At 69.5% G+C, this 14,871-nt stretch carries 11 protein-coding genes; 5 read left to right on the top strand and 6 right to left on the bottom strand.

The window, feature by feature from the left end:
- Positions 1–8: 8 nt before the first annotated feature.
- Positions 9–1,577, bottom strand: a complete 1,569-nt coding sequence (locus H4N58_RS13880) for a DUF1254 domain-containing protein (RefSeq protein WP_167004042.1) — start codon at positions 1,575–1,577, stop codon at positions 9–11.
- 223 nt (positions 1,578–1,800) lie between these two features.
- On the opposite strand from H4N58_RS13880, the gene H4N58_RS13875 reads away from it, so the two are divergent.
- A complete protein-coding gene (locus tag H4N58_RS13875) occupies positions 1,801–2,112 on the top strand; it encodes a carboxymuconolactone decarboxylase family protein (protein WP_167004039.1) in 312 nt (103 codons plus the stop codon).
- 5 nt (positions 2,113–2,117) lie between these two features.
- Here the strand turns inward: H4N58_RS13875 and H4N58_RS13870 are convergent, their stop codons facing one another.
- Positions 2,118–4,364, bottom strand: coding sequence for a LuxR C-terminal-related transcriptional regulator (locus tag H4N58_RS13870; protein ID WP_167250195.1), 2,247 nt, complete (start codon positions 4,362–4,364; stop codon positions 2,118–2,120).
- A 227-nt stretch (positions 4,365–4,591) separates the two neighbouring features.
- Here H4N58_RS13870 and H4N58_RS13865 point away from each other — a divergent pair, with 227 nt between their 5' ends.
- On the top strand, positions 4,592–6,637 hold the full coding sequence (locus H4N58_RS13865) for a histidine kinase (protein ID WP_167250197.1): 2,046 nt from the start codon (positions 4,592–4,594) through the stop codon (positions 6,635–6,637).
- A gap of 19 nt (positions 6,638–6,656) precedes the next feature.
- Here the strand turns inward: H4N58_RS13865 and H4N58_RS13860 are convergent, their stop codons facing one another.
- The gene (locus tag H4N58_RS13860; RefSeq protein WP_167004031.1) at positions 6,657–7,262 is read right to left on the bottom strand and encodes a DNA-binding response regulator; all 606 of its coding nucleotides are present in this window, start codon (positions 7,260–7,262) and stop codon (positions 6,657–6,659) included.
- An 85-nt stretch (positions 7,263–7,347) separates the two neighbouring features.
- On the opposite strand from H4N58_RS13860, the gene H4N58_RS13855 reads away from it, so the two are divergent.
- Both H4N58_RS13855 and H4N58_RS13850 read left to right on the top strand, forming a co-directional pair.
- Complete coding sequence (locus tag H4N58_RS13855; RefSeq protein ID WP_167004028.1) at positions 7,348–8,079, top strand: ABC transporter ATP-binding protein; 732 nt, start codon at positions 7,348–7,350, stop codon at positions 8,077–8,079.
- A gap of 11 nt (positions 8,080–8,090) precedes the next feature.
- Entirely contained in the window at positions 8,091–10,538 is a 2,448-nt protein-coding gene (locus tag H4N58_RS13850) for an FtsX-like permease family protein (protein ID WP_167250199.1), read from the top strand.
- An 82-nt stretch (positions 10,539–10,620) separates the two neighbouring features.
- Here the strand turns inward: H4N58_RS13850 and H4N58_RS13845 are convergent, their stop codons facing one another.
- A complete protein-coding gene (locus tag H4N58_RS13845; protein WP_167250201.1) occupies positions 10,621–11,277 on the bottom strand; it encodes a response regulator transcription factor in 657 nt (218 codons plus the stop codon).
- On the bottom strand, positions 11,274–12,413 hold the full coding sequence (locus H4N58_RS13840) for a sensor histidine kinase (protein WP_167250203.1): 1,140 nt from the start codon (positions 12,411–12,413) through the stop codon (positions 11,274–11,276). Before H4N58_RS13840 ends, H4N58_RS13845 begins: the two co-directional genes overlap by 4 nt.
- Positions 12,414–12,536: 123 nt before the next feature.
- Between H4N58_RS13840 and H4N58_RS13835 the strand changes: the two genes are divergently transcribed.
- Complete coding sequence (locus H4N58_RS13835) at positions 12,537–13,058, top strand: DUF6326 family protein (RefSeq protein ID WP_243845077.1); 522 nt, start codon at positions 12,537–12,539, stop codon at positions 13,056–13,058.
- 767 nt (positions 13,059–13,825) lie between these two features.
- Here H4N58_RS13835 and H4N58_RS13830 read toward each other — a convergent pair.
- Positions 13,826–14,527, bottom strand: coding sequence for a toll/interleukin-1 receptor domain-containing protein (locus H4N58_RS13830; RefSeq protein WP_167250205.1), 702 nt, complete (start codon positions 14,525–14,527; stop codon positions 13,826–13,828).
- Positions 14,528–14,871 lie beyond the last annotated feature (344 nt).

Raw genomic sequence — 14,871 nt, 5'->3', positions numbered from 1 at the left:
CGGCTCGTCTACTCGACCGGTTCGATCTCGCCGGGTCGCCAGCTCTTGTCGAAGAACGGCTGGAGCGGGCTGTAGAGGCGCAAGATGACGAACCATCCGCGCTCGGGGTCGGTCTGGATCCAGTTGCCCGGCGAGACGTCGTCGGGTTGCGCCGGTGCGAAGTACACGACGGTGCTGCCGTCGGACTCGGCCTCCGCGGCAGGGGAGGGGTACTGCTGGCTGCCGGCACGGGGATAGCGCTGCTCGGTCTGCAGCATGGACCGGGTCTGGTTGTCGTACAGGGTGAGTGACCAGAACCGGGCGGCCGGGATGCCCTTGGGCAGGCTCAGCCGGTAGGTCTTCGCGCCGTCGAATGGTTCGCCGTCGGGACCCACGTTGGAGACGAGGTACTGCGAGCCGACGCCGGTCAGCCGCATGCACATCGCGGGCGTGATGCCGGTCGCGGTGTAGAACATCGACGTGCGCGAGTGCAGCTGGCGCGCGCCCTTGTTCGGGAACGGCTTGACGCCGTCCGCGGTGATCATCGGCGGTGGGTTGGTGAACTCGAAGCCACCGGCGAACAGCATGTTCCACCAGGCCGAGTCGCCGTCGTAGTAGCGGAAGTCGTCACTCGGGTGCGCCCCCATGCCGAGGGTGCGGGACGCCGCGTTGCCCACCGCCGCCGCCTCGTCGAGGATCTTGCGGAGTCGGTGGTCGGGGTCGAACTTCTCGTCCTTGACGATCCCGAGGGCGGCGAACTGGCCGGCGAGCTCGGTGTCGAGGGCCTCGGCGGGCTCTAGCTGGACCAGGGCGTCGAGCATCTCGTAGTGGCCGAAGTCGGCCGGCGGGATGGTGTTCATCGCCAGGCCCGTACCCTCCACGAACCGAGGGGTGTGCGGGGTGGCTGCCTGGCCGAGCGGCCCCTTGCCTGTCAGGTACGCCCCGATGCTGGAGCCCACGCCACCAGGGGCGTAGGGGGAGAACCTCAGCTGTTCCTTGATCTGGGACACCGTCGGGGTGGGGTCGTTGCCAGGATTCTGGTTGATGAACGAGCGGCCGAGCACGACGACGTGGTGGGTGCGGGAGTGCCGGATGTAGCAGCCCCCTTCGGGCAGCGGCCCGTCGTACCCAGGGCCGACCAGCAGGTACGTACCGCCCTGGCCGCGGTCGGCTCCGGGCAGACCGAAGTCGCTGATCCAGCGAAACCACATGTCGTCGAAGCAGCCCAAGCTGTCGGCCGGGGTCTCCACGACCTGCGGTCCTTGCGTCAGGTCCAAGAACGACCAGAAGTACACGGTGTCAGCGTTGCCAGTCAGGAAGAGTGACCGTGAGTCCATCAGCTCCGAGAAGAGCAGCACGTCTCCGTCGTTCACCCCGGCCGCCAAGAACCCCTGCCGAATGGCGTAGGTCGACACAGCCTGGGTGGTGTTCATGAACGTCTCGACACCGTGCAGGTAGTCGAGGTGGTCGCGCAGCCTCTCCGCGGCCTCGCTCGTCGGGTAGCCGTCGGTGAACTCGAGGGCCCCGATCGCTGCTTCCACCCTCGATGGGGTCGTGATCGACGCGGGCACAGATGTCTTGGTCACATCGACGGGCATCGCGGCCTCCTCGAGCTCGGTTCCTTCCTGGAACCGTAGGTTCGGCCGCGACCGGCGTCATCACGCAGAGTGTGTGAACGTCCGGCCGTCGGCGCTTGACGGCGATTCACCTGATGTGAGTGATGCGTGCGGCAGCAGGCGCACCGTTGAGTGTCTGGTACGACCCCGCGACGGGACCCGCAGATCACGAGGTTGGCGTTCCGAGAGGAAGGAGGGGGTCGCGTTGGACTACACCGACATGCTGCGCCGCCTCGCCCTTCACGACGAGCAGCTCGCGACCGACACGCTGCTCGACCCGAGAACGCTGGCGATGGTCCGGCTTGCGGCGCTCGTCGCCGTGGGTGGCGCGGTTCCTTCGTACGGTGCACAGGTCGATGCCGCGGTCGATGCCGGGGCGACTGCGGCCGAGATCGTCGACGTGCTCGTCGAACTCATCCCGGTCGTCGGATTTCCGCGCGTGGTCGCGGCGGCCCCGAAGCTGGCGCTGGCGCTCGGGCACGATGTCGACTCTTTCGGGATCCTGCCGAGCGGGTGATCGCCTCAGCCGCCGAGCAGCCCGAACCTGGTTGCCTGCTCCACCGCGTCGTTGCGTGAGGAGACTCCCAGCTTGCGATAGATCGAGGCGACCTCGGAGCTGACGGTGTTGCGGCTGATGAACAGCCGGTCCCCGATCTCCTTCATCGTCAGGTGCGTCTGCAGGTACGGCAAGACCCGCAGCTCCGCCCCGGTCAGGGGTGCGGCGCCCGCGACTCCGATCTGGGCGCTTGCCTCCACCGTCTCGCGGACCGCTACCACCTGGTCGACGAGTGCTCCCAGGTCCGGCCGGTGCAGCAGGAGCTCGTCGATCTCGCGCAGGAGGTGCCGAGCGATGGTCTGGTCACCGCGTGCCGAGTAGGCCTTGGCAAGCTGAATCCGGGCACGCACCGCGTAGAAAGGGAGCACGAAGGTGCAGGACGGGCGCGCTCGCATGGCCCTCGTCAGCTGGCGGTCCGCGTCGTCGAGGTCGCCGCGGTGCAGCGCCAGGCGAGCGGCAACGGCGAAGACGAGGACGCTGAGCGCGTACTCATGCATCCGATGCTCCTCGATGACCGCCAAGGCGTGCTCGACGCGCTCGGTCGCCTCGGCCGAGTCCCCGCGGTCCCACGCGATCAGTGCGAGTTCGGCCTCACCGTCGACGACCGTGTCGGTGTTGCCGAGCGTCGCCCCGAGGGTGGCCGCCTCGGCGAACAGTGCCCGTGCTTCGTCCACGTCGGCAGCAAGGAGATGAGCATGCGCGGACAGGATGAGAGCGGTGTCGCGCCACGGGCTCCATGGCGGTTCCTGGGCCACCGCGGCACTGGCATCGACCATCATCTGCTGGGGCCCAGAGGCGCACATGACTGCCCGCAGCATGGCCCTGGCGGAGTCGAACGAAGCCGTTCCGTCGGTCGGCGCCTGGTTGAACGACGAGGCCTCCACGACCGCTGCCCACCGTTCCGCCGCCACGGTCTGTCCGGTCAGCGCCGTCGCCCAAGCTGCCAGGACGGCGAGCGGCGGGTATCCCTCGACAGCGGTGTCACCCAGCGCTGCGAGCCACCGGTGGACGGTCGACATCTGGCCGGCACTGTAGGTCCGCAGCACCAGATCCGTGACCAGCTGCACGCACCGCTCTCGTTCTGGGGTGTCCAACAGGTGCTCGACGGCCAAGGCAGGAGATCCGTTCGCCTCGTACCAGTCGGCGGCGCGCAGGTGAAGCTTCATGACGACCTCGGGCTCGATCCGCCGCAGCTCTCCTAGCAGGAACTCCCGGTACAGGGTGTGGAACCGGTACCACTCTCGGTGACGGTCGAGCGGGATCAAGAACGAGTTCGACGCCTCCAGCGCACGCAGTCGTTCCTGCCCGTCGGTCTCGCCGAGCAACGCGTCACACAACGGGGCGCAGAGCTGATCGAGCACCGCCGTACGTCGCAGGAAGCGCTGCATCTTCTTGGGCAGCAGCATCAAAGACTCGCGGTAGAGGTAGTCGGCGACGAAGCGGTCGTCGCCGGAGACCGTCATGCCGTCGGCACCGTCGTGGCGCGCGATCAGCGCCGCGAGGTAGAGACCAACGGGCCAGCCCTCCGTCCGCTCGGTGATCGCCGCGGCTACCTCGGGAGCCACGTCGGAGTCGGCTTCGGCGAAGATCTGCTCGGCCCCGGTCGCGTCCAGCGCCAGATCGCTCCCCTCGAGCTCGAACACGTCCCCTGACGCGCGGAACCGCGGTAGGTGCGGTTGCTCGAATCGGCTCGCTGCGACGAGCTGAGAGCCCGACGGTATCCCCGAGATCGCCACGCCGAGAGCGTCATGGCAGGCGGACGCACGGAGCTCGTGGAGGTCGTCCACCATGAGCACGAAAGGCTCCGGGCTCGACGTGAAGGCCGCGGCCAGCCGAGGTGCGGCCCGGCCCAGCACCTCCGCGCCCAGGCCGCCCATGTCGGCGACCAGGTCGATGTAGCCAGGCGAGATTTGGGCGAAGGCTGAGGCCAGCAGGGTGAGCAGAACTGTCGGGTCGTCGTCGTACCGGTCCAAGGACACCCAGGCGACCGGTCGGTCCTCGGCGAGCGCCCACTGTGCCAGCAGAGTCGTCTTGCCGTACCCCGCAGCGGCGGTCACCCCGACCACGCGGCATTCGCTCGCCCTCGCGACGTCGATGATCCCCGCGCGACTCACCGACCCTGGGCGAGGCTGCGGAATGGAGAACTTGGCCTCGAGCAGTGAGCGACCGAGCCCCACCGCCGCCGAGGCCGCAGGACGCGGGACCTCCACCACACCAGCGAGCGTACGGTCTGCGGTGGAGGCTGCAATAACAATTGCGGGGGTCTACGCGTAAGGCCACTGCTCGGCCGATTGACTCCGGTGACGTTCGAGACCGTCGTCAACCCGTAGGAGCAACGAGTGCCTTCGCGCGTCCTGCAGCAGTCCCATAGAAGGTGACGCGCTGACGTCGCTGACCCGCGAGTCGACCCGTCGCCTGCGACTCGTATTCTGAGCGCTCGATGAGCTGGACAAATGGTGGCGGTCTGCACGCACGCGCGGTCACGGTCGCCGTCCTCGGGGCGTTCGTCGCCGTTTACCTGGTCGCAGCGGGAAGCGACCTCCCCTGGGTTGCACCGCTCGTCGTCGGCGCTCTCGTGCTGCACCTCCGCTTTCTCCTGCCGGGGTGGCCGCACGGGCCCCTTGTGTCGGTCGTCCAGGCGGCGCTCCTTTATGGGGCGGTGCTCGGGTTCGGTGTATCGGTCGGCGTGCTGGGGTTGGCGATCGGTGCGCTGTGGCTCGAGGGGCGTCGTGCGGCTGCGGTCGCGGTGGCCGTCAGCGCCCCCGCGATCGCTGCGGTCGAGGAAGGTTGGTCGCGTGCCGTCATCGACGTGTCGATCTCCGCGTGGCTCATCGGGATCGTCGCTTACGGTCTGACGCGTCTTACCTACGATGTCGACGAGGTGCAGTCCACCCGCCTGACCCTCGCCGCCGCCGCCGTGCGGGAGGAGAGGCTACGCATCGCTGCGGGGTTGCGTGGCGTCATCGAGGACGGGCTGACGGCGATGGCCCGCGCGGCCCGACGTCCTTCCGAGCTCGGTGACGCCTTGGCGGAGGCCCGGAGCTCGCTGGACGCAGCTCGTACTGCGGCGTCGGAGATGCGAGAGCTGTCGCTGGCGCCGCAGGTGTCAGCAGCGCAGGGCATGCTCGAAGCGGCCGGCGCCGAGGTGACCGTCCGCACGGGGCACCGCGAGCCGCTCGGTCCCGGCGGATCTCTGCTGGCGGCGGTGCTCCGTGAGGCGGTCACCGATGCCGTACGCGATCGGGCGTGTCACTGCCTCATCGAAACCATCCAGGACGACGGCGAGGTGCGTCTGACCGTCGTCGCCGATGGGGCCCGCACCACCGAGCGTGGTGAGGCCGCGCTCGAGCCGTTGGCCGTCCGCCTCGCGGCAGCGGGCGGGCGGCTCGACGTCGACCTGGACGCCGACGGCAGGATTCGCGTCGTGGCGAGCTTGCGGGTTGCTGAAGAGGCAGCGCCGGTGTCGGATCAGCAGCGGTTCGCGACGGCCCTGCTCGCCGTGGTGCTGGTGGGTTTCTGCGGGAAGGCCCTGCTCCAGCTGTCGGGCGTCGAGCTGCTGGTGGCGCTCCCGCTGCTGGCCGTCGTCTGCCTCCTGAACCTGCGCCTCCGGAGTCCCTGGCTGCTTCCCCTGCAGGCGGTCATCGCGTTCGTCCCGGTGGTGTGGCTGGGGAGCGCGTGGGGTGGCGTCGCCGGATTCCTGGCGGGCGCGTTGCTGGTGTCGCTCCCGCCCCGGGCTGCGTGGCCGCTGGTTGGTACGACGATGGTCGGGGTGTTCGCAACCCAGTCGGCGGTGGGCACGGCGCCTCCGCTGACCGTGAACCTGACCATCAGTGTCCTCGTCACCGGTCTCGTCGTCTTCGGGCTCGCCCGGCTCGCCGTCCTGGCCGACGAGCTCCACGCCGCGCACGACGGCCTCGTACGGGCGGCGGTCGTCCAGGAACGGCTGCGTGCCGCGCGCGACCTGCACGACCTTCTCGGGCACACCTTTGCGGCGATGATCCTGAAAGGCGAGCTGGTGCGTCGTCTGCTCGACCGGGACCCGGATCGCGCCAGCGTCGAGCTCGACGAGATTGCCGCGATTGCGGTCCGAGCCCGTGCCGACATGGCGACGGTCGTCGGTGAGGCGCCTCGGCTCGAACTCGCCTCCGAGGTAGAGGCCGCTGGGTCGGTCCTGCGAGCAGCCGGGATCGCGACCACCGTGGAGGCGTCCGTGTCGGCGGTGGACGGCGAGCGCGCCGCGGCGTTCATCGCCGTCCTGCGCGAGGCGGTGACGAACGTCCTGCGACACAGCGCCGCGAAGGAGGCGCGCATCACGGTGGACGGCTCCCAGCTGGTGGTCGAGAACGACGGAGTTCCGGCCGAGATCACGTCGCCGGGTGCGGGCATCGGCAACCTCCGCACGCGGGTGGCGGCGCTGGGCGGAACGCTCGACGCGGGCCCGGTCGGCGACGGCCGCTTCCGCGTCACTGCCGCTGTCGACCGCTGACGGCGCCGTCGGCCCAGCGCTAGATCCAGCCCGCCTCGCGGGCGATGCGGAGGGCGTCAGTGCGGCCGCGTGCGTCGAGCTTTGCGACCACCGTCGTGAGGTGGTTGCGTACCGTGCCTGTCGACAGCCTGAGCGACGTGCCGATCTCGGGAGGCTCGGCACCGTCGGCGAGGAGCCGCAGCACGTCCTTCTCACGCGGGCTGAGCGGGTCGTCGGCCAGTCCCCACGCGGTGACGGCGAGCGACGGGTCCAATACGCGTCCTCCGGCGGCGACTGTACGGATCGCTCCGAACAGCTCGTCCAGCGGAGCTGTCTTCAGCACGAAGCCTGCGACCTGCGCCTCGAGCGCCCGACGCAGCTGGCCGGGGCCCGCGTTGCCCGTGAGCATCAGCGACCGGCAGGACGGCAGGCGTGCTGAGAGCTCGGCGGCCGCGGTGAGTCCGTCGGACCCGGGCAGGTCGATGTCGAGCACAGCGACGTCGGGGCGATAGGCCAGCGCGGAGGGGACGATCGCGTCCCCGGTGCCGACCTCGGCGACGACCTCCAGGTCGTCCTCGAGATCGAGGAGAGCGACGAGTGCACCTCGTACGACCTGCTGGTCCTCCGCGAGCAGTACCCGAATCACGTCATGAGGGTACCCATGAGGATCTCACGGGGGACTGGTGATCGCGTCTGTGTCGTCCGTCGCCGCGTGCCAGGAGGCTAGAAGCATGAGTGGAGCAGTGGTCCTGGATCAGGTGAGCAAGGTGTACGGCAAGGGTGGCGGCGCGGTCGCGGCGCTGCGCGAGGTGTCCGTGACGCTGCCCCGAGGCGGCTTCACGGCGGTGATGGGACCGTCCGGCTCGGGCAAGAGCACGTTCCTCCACTGTGCCGCTGGCCTCGACGTTCCGACGTCGGGCACGGTGCGGCTCGGTGGCACGGATCTGTCGGAGATGAGCGAGTCGGCGCTGACGCGGCTGCGACGTGAGCGGGTCGGGTTCGTGTTCCAGGCGTTCAACCTGGTGCCGACGTTGACCGTGGAGCAGAACGTGGCGCTTCCGCTCACGCTGGCGGGTCGGCGAGCCGAGCGCGGCGCGGTGGAGGACGTGTTGTCGCGGGTCGGGCTCGCCGGGCGGGCGACACACCGACCGCCGGAGCTCTCGGGCGGCCAGCAGCAGCGGGTGGCACTTGCCCGCGCCCTGATCACCGCACCAGAGGTCGTCTTCGGTGACGAGCCGACCGGAGCGCTCGACACCGTGACCGCGCGCGACGTCCTCGGACTGCTGCGGGAGACCGTCGACATCCTCGGGCAGACCGTGGTGATGGTGACGCACGACCCGGTGGCCGCCTCGTACGCCGACCGGGTCCTGTACCTCGCGGACGGTCGCATCGTCGATGCCGTCGACTCGCCGACACCGGCCGAGGTAGCGGACCGCATGACGCGTCTGGGGGCGTACGCGTGAGCGGCGGGACGGTGAGGGTCAGGTATGCATCGAGCTCGCTGCGGCAGCGGAAGGGGGCCTTCGCCGGCACCTTCGCCGCTCTGCTGTGCGCGGCAGCGCTGGTGTGCGCGTGCGGGATGCTGATGGACACCGGGTTGCGGTCGACGGCGAAGCCGCAGCGGTACGCCGGTGCGCCGGTCATTGTCGCAGGCGACCCGGCGTCACACTTCCTGAAGGACCTCGACAAGGACAAGCGCAAGACCAAGCCCAACACGAGCCGCCGTTGGATCCCGGCCGCGCTCGCCGACGTGGTCCGCGACGTCCCCGGGGTCGAGCGGGTCGTCGTGGAGCGGGCGGCGCCGGTCGTGCTGCCCGACGGCGAGCGGGTCGACGGGTACGGCTGGGAGTCGGCGGCGCTGCTGCTCGACCCCTCGGAGTCGGATGCCGCTCCGGCGGCACGGGATGAGGTCGTCACCGACCGTGCACCGGTAGGGGAGCGTGTCCGGCTGGTCACCTCGGCAGGGGCGGCGACGTACGCGGTGGTCGGATCCGCGCCCGGGCTGTACTTCGCCGAGACGGAGGCCGAGCGCCTCGCTGACGCGGCAGGTCGGTCTGGCCAGGTGTCGGCGATCGCCGTGTGGCCCGAGTCGGCCGCGTCCGCCGTGGAGAAGGCCGTACGGCGCAGCGAGTCGACCAGCGGGTCGAGCAGGCCGACGACGGTCGGTCCGTACGAGCCGGTGGAGAGCGCAGTCGTCGCGACGGGCGACGAACGGGGAGCGGTCGAGTTCCCGACGGCAGCGTCGGCGCGCGCCAAGCTGGTCAGCATGGGCGGCGCCCTCGGCGGTACGTCGTTGATCGTCGCGATCCTTGCCGTGGCCGGCACCCTCGCGCTGGCGGTCCGTCAGCGTGAACGCGAGCTGGCGGTGCTACGCGCGGTCGGCGCGACACCGCGCCAGCTGCGGCGGCTGGTGGGGCGCGAGACGCTGCTCGTTGCGACGGCCGCTGCAGTGCCGGGCGCGCTGCTGGGCCTGCTGCTCGGCAGGTTTCTGTACGGACGGTTCGTCGCCCTGGGCGCGGTGCCCGAGACGGTCCCGCTCGTCGTCGGACCCTTCCCCGTGCTGGCTGCCGTCGCGGCGACGGTCTCCGCGGCCTGGGTGGCGGCGTGGTTCTCGAGCCGGCGCATCTCGGGCCTGCGACCGGTTGCCGCGCTCGGCGAGGCGTCGGACGAGAAGCGCAGCCGAGGACGGTTGCGCGCGATCGTCGGGCTCGTGTTCGCCGCGGGGGGTGTCGTGCTGGCGCTCGTCTTGACGAAGGTCTCCACCGATGCGGCGGCCGGACCGCTGGCACCGCTGACTGCGTTGATGGGGGCGGCTGCGGTGACCCTGCTCGCTCCGCTGATCGCCCGCGTCGGTCTGGCCCTGATGACCCTGCCGATGCGGCCGCTGCGCGGGTCGGTGGGCCTGGCCGGTATGAACCTGCGTGCCGCGTCGGGGCGTACGGCGGGGATCCTCGGTCCTCTGACCCTGATGGGCGCGCTGGCGGGAACGCTGCTGTTCGCCCAGACGACGCTGCAAGGTGCGGCCGAGCAGGAGGTACGAGAGGGCACGGTCGCCGACCGTGTCATCGGCCCCGCCGTGCCGGACGACGCCGCTCGGGCGTTGCGGGAGACACCGGGGGTAGCTGCGGTGACCGAGGTGCTCCGCACCCGCGTGCGTGCGGTGAACACCCCGTTCACGGTCCAAGGCGTCACGACCGACGGGCTGTCGGACACGCTGGACCTGACGGTGACGGCGGGCTCGCTCGACGACCTCGTCGAGGACACCGTCGCTGCCAGTGAAGGCACCGGGCTCGCGGTGGGGGACGACCTCTCTGTGGCGATGGCCGACGGCTACCCGGTGACGCTGAAGGTGGTGGCCCTGTACGAACGCGGGCTGGGCTTCGGTGAGCTGACCATGGCGCACGCGCTGGTCGCGCAGCACGTGGACGACCCGTTGGGCGTCGCGCTCGTCTCCGCTCCTGGTGTGCCGGACACGCAGCTGCAGCAGGCGGTCGCGCCGTACGGTCTGACGCTCGGCGCCGCGGTGGACACCCCGGACACCACGAACGACAGCACGGTCAACTACATCGCGCTGGCGGCGATCGTCGGCTTCGCCGCGATCTCGCTCGTCAATTCGGTGGCGATGACCGTCACGGGTCGTTCGCGCGACCTCGAGCTGCTGCGCCTCGCCGGCGGGACGCGACGCCAGGTGCTGCGGACCCTGCGGTGGGAGACGCTGGCTGCGGTGATGCTGGCGATCGTGCTGGCTTTCGCGATCGCGGCGACCACCGTGACGGCGTACGCCGCGGGGATGACTGGCACCCCGACGCCCTACGTCCCGCCGGCACTGGCGGTGGCGGTGGCCGGGAGCATCGCGGTGCTGGCCCTGATCGCGACCTCGCTGCCGGCACGAGCCCTGCTGCGGCCGCCGCCTGGCCGGTGATCGGGGAGGGGGCGCGAACGGGCGTCGCGACGACCACGACGATCACGAGCTTCGGATCACCCGTCTGGTCGAAGCGGCGGGACTAATCGGCTCTCACGCGTCTGGCGTCGTATGCCCACATCGCGATCTCGACCCGGTTGCGGGCGCCGAGCTTGGTCATCAACGAGGCGACGTGGGTCTTGACTGTGCTCAGGCCGACGAAGAGCTCAGTGGCGATCTCGGCGTTGGTCCAGCCCCGTGCCACCAGCGCGAGCACCTCCTCCTCGCGCTCGGTGAGCGGGTCGATGGGCTGGACCGGCACGACTGGCGCCTGGTCGGCGAAGGTCGCCAGCAGCCGGCGGGTGACGTTGGGGGCGATCAGCGCGTCCCCGTTGGCCGCCGCGTGGATGGCCTGTACGAGGAGCTCGGGCCCGGCGTCTTTGAGCAGGAAGCCGCGGGCGCCGGCGCGTAGGGCGCCGAGGACGTACTCATCGAGGTCGAAGGTGGTGATCACGACGACCGCCATCGGGTCCGTCACGTCTGGCCCGGCCACGCGCCGCGTCACCTCGACGCCGTCGAGCCCGGGCATCCGGATGTCGACGAGGAGGACATCGGGACGCAGCCGGGTCGCCAGGTCGAGCGCTACGAGCCCGTCTGCTGCCTCCCCCACGACCTCGAGGTCGGGTTGCGCGTCGAGGATCATCACCAGCCCGGTCCGGACCAGGTCCTGGTCGTCGGCTACGACGACACGGATGCTCATGCCTGCGCCTCCACCGGCAGTACGGCCTCGACGACCCAGCCACCCTCGGATCCCGGCCCGGCGGCGAAGGATCCGCCGAGGAGCTGGGCGCGTTCGGCCATGCCCAGCAGGCCGTACCCAGGCTCCGGGGCTGGCCCCGGCTCGGTCTGCCCATCGTCGCTGACACGCAGCCTGACGGTGTCGCCCTCCCGGCGTACGTCGATCCCGACGCGGGTCGCGCTCGGGGCGTGCCGTACGGCGTTGGTCAGCGACTCCTGCGCAAGCCGGTAGAGCGCGGCGTCCACGGGTCGTGCCAGTCGGGTCAACGAACCGTCCAGCGAGACCTCGACGGTGGGCGTCGCGTCGGCGCGCGCCAGAGCAGGCAGGTCCGCGACACCCGGCTGCGGTGAGTAGGCGACGGCTTCCTCCTCACGCAGCACCCGCACCATCGATCTCATCTCCACGAGGGTTTGCGACGCTTCAGACTCGATCGCGGCAAGGACCTCGGCGGCCTTCTCAGGCTGGGTGCCGGCGACCACGCCACCGGCCTGCGCCTGCACCGCGATGGCCGAGACGTGGTGGGCCACGATGTCGTGCAGATCGCGCGCCAGCGCCACCCGCTCCTGGTTGCGGATCTCGCGCTGTTGGCGATGCCAGAGGTCCGCGCGATAGCGGAACACCGCCGCGAGGGCGACGACCAACAGCAAAAGGACGCCTCCGCCGAAAACGTCGGCCCAGCCCGCGGAGGAGGCGTACACCCCCAGCGCGACGACGACGGTCACGAACGCCGTCCCCAAGACAATCTCCCGTCCCGAGCCCCACCGCACCAGGGAGTAGAGCAGGATCAGGACGGCCATCATGGAGTAGAGGCCGAGATCCCCGGCGTGCGCAGTCAGTTGGAGGGCCGAGAGCAGCCCGGCGACGCCCCACCCGACCAGGGCGGTCATCAGGGGGCGTCTCCGCCGCCAGAGCAGGGCAGGCACCAGCGCCAGGGCGAGCACGGTCACAAGGGGTCGCCAGGCCAAGCCCGGCCGAACGATGCCCTCGACCAAGGCGGCGGCCGCGAACACGCCCACCAGCAGCCAGTCGAGACGACCGACGGGTGGGGCGTCAGCAGGCCGCGACTCATGCCAGAGGGAGCGCCAGACAGTGACCACGGCTCCAGCGTAGGGATCCCGGCGCCTCGGCGTACCCGCCGAAAGAACGAGAGAGAGGCCATGCCATCGGCCAGGCGAACTCCGGCCTCCGGGCCGAGGCGCCAGCCGCCGGGCTCAGCGAGCGTGGACCTACTGATCCTCACGACAACGACGGAGCCCATGATGAGAACACGTCAACCGACCACCGCGGCGCTGGAAGACCAGCCGATCCCGGTGAGAGCCAAGCTCGCCGCAGCGTGGACGAGCTTCATGTTCCTGTACGCCTATGTGGATATTCTCGGCTTCTTCACGCCCGGCATCATCGAAGACATCCTCGACGGCAAGGTCTTCACTTTCGACCTCTCTCAGACCTTCTCGACCACGGCGCTGACCCTCATGGCCATCCCGATCTTCATGGTCGTGCTGTCGATGACGCTGCCAGCCCGGGCGAACCGCCTCACGAACCTCGTCGTGGCCGCGGTCTACGTCCCCGTCACGGCATTCAACGTGGCGGGCGAGATCTGGCTGGCCTTCTACGGCCTCGGCGTCGTCCTGGAACTGATCCTTCTCGCCCTCATCGTGCGGTACGCCTGGACCTGGCCGCGCGCCACACAGTCGGCGACCATGGCGACCCGTGAAACCGCTCGCGACCAGCAGCACGCGTGACCCAAGAGCAGTCCCGTCGTGCCAGCGAGGGACGGGGCCGCTCAACCAGAAGGACGGACGACGAAGGCCAGGCATCATCGTGATGCCTGGCCTTCGTGGATGGTGCTCGCCGGTGCGGCGGAGTACCCGGAAATGGAGTCTCACGTGCGGCGATGCTCAATCTGCGGTCTGGTGGGTGCTTGCTGACTCGCGCCGCTTCGCGGTGAAAGAGGGAGCGCAAGACGGAGGTTCGGGGTTTGGCATCGGCGCGAGGGCCGGAGGGCGACGTCGAGCGCGGCGCAACCAATCGGCAGCTCTCTTCACCGCGGCAAAATCGCCCGGGCACCAAGGCACGATCCAGCGACGCCACGGCTAGTACTGCAAGCGCCGCCACACGTGTTCTCGGGCTTCAAGGGCGTCGTGATCAGCAGTCTCCTGGATCGGGAGAGGAAGGAGGCGGGGATGATCAGCGGAGTCGACGAGGGCGGCGGCGACAAAACTGCCTGATGCGGTGCACGCCGTCACGCAGCTCGACTAGGTCAGGTCAGGAGCAGCTGGTAGGACCGGGCGACACTGCGGGCACGAAAGAACCGGCCTATGCGACCTCCGCGATTAGCTTTGGGAACAGCCGGGACGTCGTGACGTGGCGGAAAGGCTACCTCCTCGCGAGCCTTGACCACGACCTAGGCCCTGCTGGCGAGAAAGCGGTCTCGGCGGGGCCAGGCTAGGTAGCTCCGCCTGTCCCGGTGTCGTGCATACGTTGAAGGTCCGTCCGACAGCGCCAGGTCCTATACAGCGACCAGTTCGGCGATCTTCTTGGCGATGTCTTCCATGGAGTCCTCGTCCGTGCTCAGCCCGTTTCGGGAGCCGAGGAGAGGACTGACCGACCGAATCTCGTCATAGGTCACCTCGTGCGCGACAGGGATCAGTAGATCCCGCGACAGCAGTTCCGAGAGCTCCTTCTCGGACACCCCACCATTCTCGATTCGCTTGAGGAAAGCGGGCGTGATGAGGACAAGACCGATGCGCGTCTTCGCCAGGCCCTTGTCGATCTCCCTCATGAACGGCTGGCCGAGGATGATGTCCTTCTCGCTGAACCAGACCGACACCTCCTCGGCTTCGAGGAGGTTGTGCAGCGTAGTCGCGGTCTCACGCCGGTCGTCCCAGGCGTGACAGAGAAACAGGTCATAGGACTCGGCCCGTGGTCCTACCGCCTCGACCCTGCTGCGGTACCGCTCCAGCGCCGAGGTCTCGTCAGGGGTGTAAGTAACGGTCGAGTTGGCCGGCGACCACCGCGGCCGCGTCGATCGGCCACCACCGCCCCCACCAGAGGACCCGCCACCGCCGCTGCTGCGCGACGGGGTCGGAGCGGAGTAAGAAGGCGAGGGCGAGTAGGACGGGTACGATCGGTACGACGACCGGCCATGGACAGGGCAGGCAGCGGCACCGCTGGCGGTGCGGTGGCCTTGAGCGGGTGCTGTGCATCGCATTACGCCACCGTAGGGACATCGCCGACAGTCCGTCTGACAATTGCTGGAATGCTCATCCACCGTTGCAACCTGCTTGAGCTACTACGATCCGACTTCGGTACGAGACCGGGTAATGGCCGAACACTCGCCTTCTACGGTGACCCACGTCCTGGTCCTGCCGCCCGAGGTCTGGCGACCTTGCGTTCGGTTGTCGCCTGCCAGCCCTATTCGCCGCTGTCGATGACGCTCGAAGACTGGACAGTTGCGATGACTCCCGGCAACCAATCGGTCGCTCTGGCCCCACTTTCGAGGCGGTCAGCACGCGATCGAGCGTCTCGGAACTCGTTACTGATTTGCGGCGTCTG

It is taken from the genome of Mumia sp. ZJ1417 (genome assembly GCF_014127285.1).
In the GTDB taxonomy this organism is placed as follows: domain Bacteria; phylum Actinomycetota; class Actinomycetes; order Propionibacteriales; family Nocardioidaceae; genus Mumia.
Note: the sequence above shows the minus strand (reverse complement) of the source record. Positions and strands in the feature narration are given on the sequence as shown.

What these genes read in the sequence shown, in the direction of transcription:
- H4N58_RS13880 (WP_167004042.1), bottom strand. Translation starts at nt 1,577, where the DNA reads ATGCCCGTCGATGTGACCAAGACATCTGTGCCCGCGTCGATCACGACC.
- H4N58_RS13845 (WP_167250201.1), bottom strand. Translation starts at nt 11,277, where the DNA reads ATGAGCATCCGTGTCGTCGTAGCCGACGACCAGGACCTGGTCCGGACC.
- H4N58_RS13830 (WP_167250205.1), bottom strand. Translation starts at nt 14,527, where the DNA reads ATGCGATGCACAGCACCCGCTCAAGGCCACCGCACCGCCAGCGGTGCC.
- H4N58_RS13865 (WP_167250197.1), top strand. Translation starts at nt 4,592, where the DNA reads ATGAGCTGGACAAATGGTGGCGGTCTGCACGCACGCGCGGTCACGGTC.
- H4N58_RS13855 (WP_167004028.1), top strand. Translation starts at nt 7,348, where the DNA reads ATGAGTGGAGCAGTGGTCCTGGATCAGGTGAGCAAGGTGTACGGCAAG.